The organism is Aldersonia sp. NBC_00410 (assembly GCF_026342035.1).
GTDB lineage: Bacteria > Actinomycetota > Actinomycetes > Mycobacteriales > Mycobacteriaceae > Aldersonia.
Genome location: NZ_JAPENM010000022.1, coordinates 1 through 6,162, shown reverse-complemented (window position 1 = coordinate 6,162; position 6,162 = coordinate 1). Strand labels below are relative to the sequence as shown.

The following is a 6,162-nucleotide window of genomic DNA, read 5'->3' as shown; positions in this document are numbered from 1 at the left end:
AAGCGCAAGGTCGCCTCGACGCTGCTCGAATCGTTCCTGTTCTACTCCGGCTTCTATTTGCCGATGTACTGGTCGAGCCGCGCCAAGCTCACCAACACCGCAGATCTGATCCGCCTGATCATTCGTGACGAGGCGGTGCACGGCTATTACATCGGCTACAAGTACCAGCGCGGTCTCGACCAGGTCACCCAGGCCGAACGCGAGGAGCTGAAGGCCTACACCTTCGAGTTGCTCTTCGAGCTCTACGAGAACGAGGTGGAGTACACCCAGGATCTCTACGACGAGGTCGGGCTGACCGAGGACGTCAAGAAGTTCCTGCGCTACAACGCGAACAAGGCGCTGAACAATCTGGGTTACGAGGCGCTGTTCCCGAGGGACGAGACCGACGTGAACCCGGCGATCCTGTCCGCATTGTCGCCCAACGCCGACGAGAACCACGACTTCTTCTCCGGGTCGGGGTCCAGCTACGTCATCGGCAAGGCGGTCAACACCGAAGACGAGGACTGGGACTTCTGATCCCGGTCCACCGAACGAGGCCCTGACCGCGCGAGCACGTGCGCGGTCAGGGCCTTCTCCATCCGTTCAACTTTGGTCCGTTCACCTTGTCGGACCCACGGACTAGCGTGATCGCCGTCACATTCACTTCGACTGCAGGAGACGACGATGAGCGGACGGATCGTACATTTCGAGGTGCCCTTCGACGACGGTGATCGGGTGCGTTCCTTCTACCGGGAAGCGTTCGGCTGGAAGGCCGACGAAATCCCGGGCATGGACTACACCTCAGTGGTCACCGGACCGGTCGCCGAGTCCGGGATGCCAAGCGAGCCCGGCTATATCAACGGCGGCATGTTCAAACGTTCCGCCGGGTCCCCGACGTCGCCGGTCATCACGATCGACGTGCCCAGCATCGACGATGCGCTCGCCAAGATCGAGTCGCTCGGCGGCAAGACGGTCGAGCCGCGCACCGCGGTCGGCGAGATGGGTTTCGCGGCCTACTTCAGCGACACCGAGGGCAACACGATCGGACTATGGGAGACCGCCGGCGGATAGGCCGTAGGCGGGGGATCACCGCGCGAACCAGGCCTCGGCTGCGCCGCTCAGCGCGTGCTCGATCCGGCCGCGCGACGTCGGCGCGAGCGGCGCGGGCAGGTCCGCCGGCGCGAACCAGCCGACGTCGAGGTTCTCGTCGTCGCACACTCGCGCGAGGCCGTCGAGGTGGCGGGCCAGGAAGCACACGTCGAGGTACTGCACGACGTCGCCGTTCGGGTAGGTGATCGGTGGCGAGACGTCCACACCGGTGATTCGGACAAGCTCGGCCTCGATACCGGTCTCCTCGCGGATCTCGCGCAGCACCGCCGGGCCTGGTTGTTCGCCGGGCTCGAGGATGCCCGAGACGACGGCCCACTGCCGGTTGTCCGCTCGTCGCGTGAGCAGCACCCGGCCCTCGATGTCGCGGACGACCGCGCTCACGCCGGCAAGCCACAGCGGCGTGTGGCCGATCTTCTCGCGCAACGCCAGGATGAAGTCCGGGACCGGCATGGGGCCAGGCTAGCGAGTCCACCGCAGCTGGAGTCGGACACGGTCGTGCGGCGTTCTGCCCGAAACATGGTTTTCGGGCAGTTCGGACAGGAGAATCGGGCCATGGTGACGCGGATGGACGCCTACCTGCAGACAGCGCTGAGTGAACTCCGCTTTCAGCCGCTGGAAAAGCGGGTCAGGGTATACCTCGGTGGTGAACTCGTCGCCGACAGTTCGCATCCGGTCCTGATCTGGGAACCGCGCCGGGTGGTGCCGTCGTACGCGATCCCCGTCGAGGATTTCGTCGTGGCCCCGGTCGCGGCCGATCCACCGTCCACCGTCGTGGTCGAGCCCCAGAACCTGCAGACGATGCTGCTCGATCCGAGTGTCGGGTTCGGAACGCATACGTGCCCGGGCGCGTCCGGCAGCGTCACGATCGGCCCGCTCTGGGGCGCGACCTTCGCGCCGGACGACCTCGGCGACGTGGTCGTGCTGGATTTCGAGGACTTCGAATGGTTCGAGGAGGAGGAGGCGATCTTCGGGCACCCGCGCGACCCATTCCAGCGAATCGACATGCGGCAGAGTGCGCGTGAGGTCCGAATCGAGCACGACGGGCATGTCGTGGCCGAATCTGCGCGCCCGTTACTGCTGTTCGAGACGCAACTGCCGGTCCGGTACTACCTGCCTCGTGACGACGTGCGGATCGCGCTCGTCCGCAGCACTACTGCCACCACCTGCGCGTACAAGGGGCACGCCACGCACTGGTCGAACCCGAGCATCGGCACCGACCTGGCGTGGAGCTACCCGTCGCCGCCGCCCGAGATGGGCCGCATCACCGATCTGGTGGCCTTCTACCAGGAGAAACTCGATTTCATCGTCGACGGTGAGCGGTTGCCGCGACCGACGACGCATTGGTCGTGATTCTCGCCTCAGCTGGCATAGCCGTTCAGCGAGACGGTCAGATCGTCGACCAGGGCGCGTGCCGCGGCGACACCGTTGCCGCTCCAGATGGTGTCGTCCACCGCGAAGACCCGGTGGTCGTCTGCCGCGCCGAGATCGAGCCACGCATCGGAATCCATCACCTCGATCGCGTGATCCTTGCCGGCTGCGGGCAGCACCGCATAGATGAGGTCGCCATCGGCGGGCTCGAGTGCATCGTCGGCGACCTCGAAGGAGTCGCCGCGTTGCGAAGCGGGGCGGCGCACCCCGGTGTCGGCGAGCACCTGTCCGGCGAAACTGTCTGCTCCGAGAACGGTGATCGCATCCGGGGTGAACCGGACGACGGATGCTTCGGTCTGTGCGGAGTTGGTCCTGGCACCCGCGTCCGCGGCGGCGCGCCGATAGTCGTCGAGGGCGGTAGTACCCGCGGTCGTGCGGCCTACCGCGGTTGCCGTGGACCGGAACTGTGCCCGCCAATCGTCGGGCGCACCGGTGAATACGGTCGGGGCGATGGCATCGAGATCGCGCCACGAGACCGAAGCCGGCACGTCGCCGCCGATGATGACGTCCGGCTTCGCCTGCGCGATCAATTGCGGGTCCGGGTTGCCGATCGGGCCGACGCTCGGGATCGAGGCGATCCCGCTGCCGAGATAGGTCGGTTGCGGTGCGGGCCCGTCGAGCGTCGCGGCGGCGACGACGCGCTCCCACAGGCCGAGCGCGCACATCGCATCGAGCGCCTCGGTGCTCAGCACGACAATCCGCTGCGGGTCGGTCGGTACCGTACTGATCCCTGCGACGTGCGTGATCTCGCGGGTGGCGTCGGCGTCGGCGTCCGGCGCGGACGGGGCGGCGCAGGCCTGGGAGGTGTCGCGCTCTAGCCCGACGACCGCGGCGCCGGCGACGGCCGTGGTGGTCCGGACGATCGTGCTGGCGTCGTCGTCGGCTTCCGACGAGCAACTCGCGACCGCGACGACCGCGCATGTGGCGGCGACGACGATTCCGAGCAGGCGGGTGCGGACGGACGCGGCGCGGAACGGCATTCGTGTGAGGGTACTAGGTGCCATCGGAGCCGCCCGCCGCGCGGAGTGCGCAGGTGGGGACGTTAGGCTCGGGCGTTGTTGGCGCGCTGCCAACAACGAGAGAACCGGTCAGGGAGTGTCCGTTTTGCCAAGCGAGAAATCGTTGCAGAACTTGCACGTCGCGATCACCGGAGGCGCACGCGGGATCGGTGGCGAGATCGCGCGGGCCTTCGTGGCCAGGGGGGCCACCGTCGTGATCGCCGACATCGACATCGACATCGCCACCACGACCGCGGCGGAGCTCGGTACAGCAGTCCTCGCCCGCCAACTCGACGTGTCCGATCCGGCGGCGTTCGCCGCCTTCCTCGACGAGGTCGAGGCGACCGGCGGACCGCTCGACGTGCTCGTCAACAACGCCGGCATCATGCCGATCGGCCCCTTCCTCGACGAGCCCGATGCCATCACCACCCGCACCATCGACATCGATGTCCGGGCCGTGCTGACGGGGACGAAGCTCGCCGGTGCCCGCTTCGCCGAACGCGGTGGCGGCCACGTGGTGAACATCGCGTCCGTGATGGGCACGATGGCCTCGCCGAACGCGGCGACCTACTGCGCGGCCAAGTTCGCGCTCGTCGGTTTCGGGCAGGCGCTGCGCCAGGAGTGGCGCGGTACCGGAGTCGAGATCACTACGGTGTGCCCCGGCTTCGTACGCACCGAACTGATCGCGGGCATGCGTGCGAACGCGCTGATGGAACGGCTCGCGATGGTCGATCCGGACGCGGTCGCGAAGGTCGTCGTCGCGGCGGTGACCTCCGGGCGCTCCGGCGAGGTGTACGTGCCCAAGCAGGCCGAGCTGTTGTCGAAGGGCACGGGCGTGCTGCCCGGCCGCCTCCGGGACTTCCTGTTCCGGATCGCAGGCGGAGACAAGGTGACCAATACGGTGAACGAACAGGCCCGCGCAGACTATCGGCGACGAGTTGCGGGAGCGGAGCCTGCGGAGCGACCATTTGGCGCGGGAGTGCAGCGAAACGGAGAAGCGGAATGACGAGCAGTGCGATCGCCCTGGTGGCCGGTGTGGCCGAGACACTGCTCAGCGAGCAGGTGATCAACCGGCTCCCGGAAAACCTGGCGCCGGCGCCGTGGATCTGCGAGTGCGAGTCGGTGCTGTGGACTGTGCGTCCGACCCGGGCTGCTGCGCAGGCACTGCCGTCGGGAATCGGTAACGGCGCGCAGGCGCTCGGTGTGATCGGCGGCATGGTCAGCTACCGCGACACCCCGGTCGGGCACTACGACGAGGTGCTCGGTGCGGTGGTGTTCCGGCGCGGCACCGCGCTGCGCGGCACCGTGTCCTTCATGGCCGTCGACTCCGAGACCAGCATCGTCGGCGGCCGAGCGAACTGGGCGATGCCCAAGACGCTCGCGCAGTTCTCCGGCGGTATCGGGTCGGGTCGGGAGATCACCGCCCGCGGCGCGCTGGAAACCCCGTGGTCGGTCGCCGCGACCCCGAAGGCGATCGGCCCGTCCGTGCCGATCCGCTCGTCGCTGGTGGTGCTGCAGCAGTTCGGCGACGGCGACGTGCGGTCGTCGAAACTGACCGCGAAGGGCCGTGCGCGAGCGGCGCTGGTCACTGTCGAGATGGACACGACGAGCACCCTGTCGGAGTGGATGCGGCCGGGTCGCCACCTCGGTGCGGTCATCGAGTCGATGACCTTCACCCTCGAGGAGCCCAAGGCGCTCCCGCGGCGGTGAGCCGGTCGGTGGCCGCCGGGGGTGAACACGCTGGTGATCGGACGTTCCCGAATGCGTTGACTCGCCGCGTCATCAGCGGCAGCATGGCAAATACGACGCAGAGTAGGACCGGGTCCACGCAGTGCCGCGACACGGTTTACGATTCGAGTCAGCGCCAAGCCAAAACGTCGTCGTCCCGTGCCGGGGCAAGACGTGCAATCAGGAGGATCAGTGACTGCCGTAGCGCCCCAGCCAGTCCCCCAGCTAGAAGCGGAGAGACCACTTCCGCCGCGGGTGGGACCGAAGGGTTCCTACCTGTGGAAGATGGTCACGACCACCGATCCCAAGGTACTGGGCATCATGTACCTGACGACCTCGGTGGGGTTCTTCCTCATCGGTGGTCTGATGGCGCTGCTGATGCGCACCGAGCTCGCGGTGCCGGGCCTGCAGTTCCTGTCCAATGAGCAGTACAACCAGCTGTTCACCATGCACGGCACGATCATGCTGCTGTTCTATGCGACACCGATCGTCTTCGGTTTCGCGAACGTGGTGCTGCCGCTGCAGATCGGCGCCCCCGACGTCGCGTTCCCGCGGCTGAACGCGTTCAGCTACTGGCTGTACCTGTTCGGCGCGACGATGGCCACCGCCGGCTTCATCACCCCCGGTGGTGCCGCGGACTTCGGCTGGACCGCGTACTCGCCGCTCACCGACGCGCTGCACTCCCCGGGTGTCGGTGCCGACCTGTGGATCATGGGCCTGGCGGTCGCCGGTCTCGGCACCATCCTCGGCGGTGTCAACATGGTGACCACGGTCGTGGTGCTCCGCGCCCCGGGTATGACGATGTTCCGGATGCCGATCTTCACCTGGAACATCCTGGTGACCAGCATCCTCGTACTTCTCGCGTTCCCGCTGCTCACCGCAGCCCTGATGGGCCTTGCCGTGGACCGCCACCTCGGCT

At 67.4% G+C, this 6,162-nt stretch carries 8 protein-coding genes; 6 read left to right on the top strand and 2 right to left on the bottom strand.

All coding sequences use genetic code 11. The features are described 5' to 3' along the window. The coding region (locus OG921_RS26560; RefSeq protein ID WP_266115559.1) for a ribonucleotide-diphosphate reductase subunit beta at nt 1-516 on the top strand (516 nt) is incomplete at its 5' end. Between the two features lie 147 nt (nt 517-663). Further along, a complete protein-coding gene (locus OG921_RS26555; protein WP_266115558.1) occupies nt 664-1,050 on the top strand; it encodes a VOC family protein in 387 nt (128 codons plus the stop codon). A gap of 15 nt (nt 1,051-1,065) precedes the next feature. On the opposite strand, the gene OG921_RS26550 is transcribed toward OG921_RS26555, so the two are convergent. Continuing rightward, nucleotides 1,066-1,539: an NUDIX domain-containing protein gene (locus OG921_RS26550; protein WP_266115557.1), complete on the bottom strand. Its 474-nt coding sequence runs from the start codon at nt 1,537-1,539 to the stop codon at nt 1,066-1,068. Between the two features lie 102 nt (nt 1,540-1,641). Between OG921_RS26550 and OG921_RS26545 the strand changes: the two genes are divergently transcribed. Next, a complete protein-coding gene (locus tag OG921_RS26545; protein ID WP_266115556.1) occupies nt 1,642-2,439 on the top strand; it encodes a DUF427 domain-containing protein in 798 nt (265 codons plus the stop codon). Between the two features lie 8 nt (nt 2,440-2,447). Here OG921_RS26545 and OG921_RS26540 read toward each other — a convergent pair whose 3' ends face one another. Beyond that, on the bottom strand, nt 2,448-3,497 hold the full coding sequence (locus OG921_RS26540) for an ABC transporter substrate-binding protein (RefSeq protein WP_266115555.1): 1,050 nt from the start codon (nt 3,495-3,497) through the stop codon (nt 2,448-2,450). A 124-nt stretch (nt 3,498-3,621) separates the two neighbouring features. Between OG921_RS26540 and OG921_RS26535 the strand changes: the two genes are divergently transcribed. The 3 genes from OG921_RS26535 to OG921_RS26525 form a co-directional block, all read left to right on the top strand. Beyond that, nucleotides 3,622-4,521, top strand: a complete 900-nt coding sequence (locus OG921_RS26535; protein ID WP_266115554.1) for an SDR family oxidoreductase — start codon at nt 3,622-3,624, stop codon at nt 4,519-4,521. Then, nucleotides 4,518-5,225: an acetoacetate decarboxylase family protein gene (locus OG921_RS26530; protein WP_266115553.1), complete on the top strand. Its 708-nt coding sequence runs from the start codon at nt 4,518-4,520 to the stop codon at nt 5,223-5,225. Before OG921_RS26535 ends, OG921_RS26530 begins: the two co-directional genes overlap by 4 nt. 210 nt (nt 5,226-5,435) lie before the next feature. Continuing rightward, a partial coding sequence (locus tag OG921_RS26525; protein WP_266115552.1) for a cbb3-type cytochrome c oxidase subunit I occupies nt 5,436-6,162 on the top strand: 727 nt, incomplete at its 3' end.